This is a genomic window from Nocardiopsis prasina DSM 43845 (assembly GCF_000341265.1).
GTDB lineage: Bacteria > Actinomycetota > Actinomycetes > Streptosporangiales > Streptosporangiaceae > Nocardiopsis > Nocardiopsis prasina.
This window is the reverse complement of record NZ_ANAE01000027.1, coordinates 1-1,383: the sequence shown is the minus strand read 5'-3', so window position 1 is coordinate 1,383 and position 1,383 is coordinate 1. Positions and strand designations below refer to the sequence as shown.

General features: G+C 71.7%; 1 protein-coding gene. It reads right to left on the bottom strand.

What is annotated here, in order from left to right:
* A partial coding sequence (locus D452_RS0101065) for a CocE/NonD family hydrolase (RefSeq protein WP_017542323.1) occupies positions 1-1,086 on the bottom strand: 1,086 nt, incomplete at its 3' end.
* Between the last annotated feature and the right edge of the window lie 297 nt (positions 1,087-1,383).

The following is a 1,383-nucleotide window of genomic DNA, read 5'->3' as shown; positions in this document are numbered from 1 at the left end:
CCCGCCGGTGCGCTGCCAGTCGCTCCAGGACCGTTCGGGCTCGCCCATGTGCAGCGTGGTCTCCTTCGCGGACACCGACTCCCAGTCGGGATAGGAGGACCACGCACCCCCGTTGTTGGGCTTGACCCGCACGGGGTCCTCGGCGGCGACGCCGTTGTCGGCGCCGCGCAGGTGGTGGTCGAACCAGCGGGTCAGCGACTCCCAGGTCTCGTCGGGCAGGCCGAACGCACCGAAGGCCTCGGCGGTGGCGTGGTCGCCGGCCGACAGCATCAGGCGCTTGGGGCCGGTGTAGTCGCTGTAGAAGTCGGTGAACTGGCTCGCCGGGAAGATGCCGTCGTTCCAGGCGTGGCCGAGCATGACGGCCGGCCCGTTGGCGTCGAGGGCGTCCATCTTGGTGGATACCGACCGCTCGGGTGCCAGCTCCAGCGCCGGCTGGACATTGCCGTCGCGGTACTCGGACTCCATCTCCTCCAGCGCGTCGCCGGGCCGCCCGGTGAGGCGGGCGGAGGTCAGCAGCAGCTCCACCGCCTGGTAGTTGACGGTCTCGTCGGGGTAGATGGAAGCGGCCAGATCGCTCCATCCGCTCATCGCGCCGACGGCTTCGACCCGGTCGTCCTCGGCGGCGGTGAGCAGGCTGATCCCGGCGCCGTAGGAGATGCCGGCCATGCCGACGCGTTCGGGGTCGGCGTCGGTCTCGCGCAGGCCCCAGTCGATGACCGCGCGGGCGTCGGCGACGTCCTCGGGGCCGGCGACCTCGACTTCGCCGCCGGAGTCCCAGAATCCGCGTGAGGTGTAGCTGATGACCTGGTAGCCCGACTCGTAGGCCAGGCGCTTGGCGGCGCCGACGTAGAGCAGGTTGCTGGTGGACCAGGCGGCCGGCATCACCAGCAGCGGCCGGGGGCCCTCGTAGCCGGTGGGGGTGATGACCATGGCTTTGAGGTCGGTTCCGCCGTGGCCGGGGACGGTTTCGTAGGAGACTCGGGCGCCGGTGCCGTCGGCCGTCGCGGCCGATGCGGGGAGTGCGAGGGGGAACACGAGGAGTATCGCGGCGAGGGCGCTCGCCGACAGTGCGCGCGGTGTGTGCATGCTGACCTCGGGGGGTCGTCCGGCGGGGGCCGGAGGGGGACGGAGGGTCGGGGGCGGTCTGGGTACGCGGCGGCGGTCGCGCCTACCGTCCGGACGCGCATTTACTCGACAGTAAGTTACTCATTGGTTAAATTAAACCGTCGCCCCGCCGGTGTAAAGAGGGCCGCCGTGCCCGCGCCTTCCCGGCCGGAGGACCGGCCGGGAAGGACCGACGCTCAGCGGCGCCGCGCGGCGGCCTTCAGCTCCGGCGGACTCCATCCCGCATCGGCCGGGTTCAGGTTGGTGCCCGGCGGGACG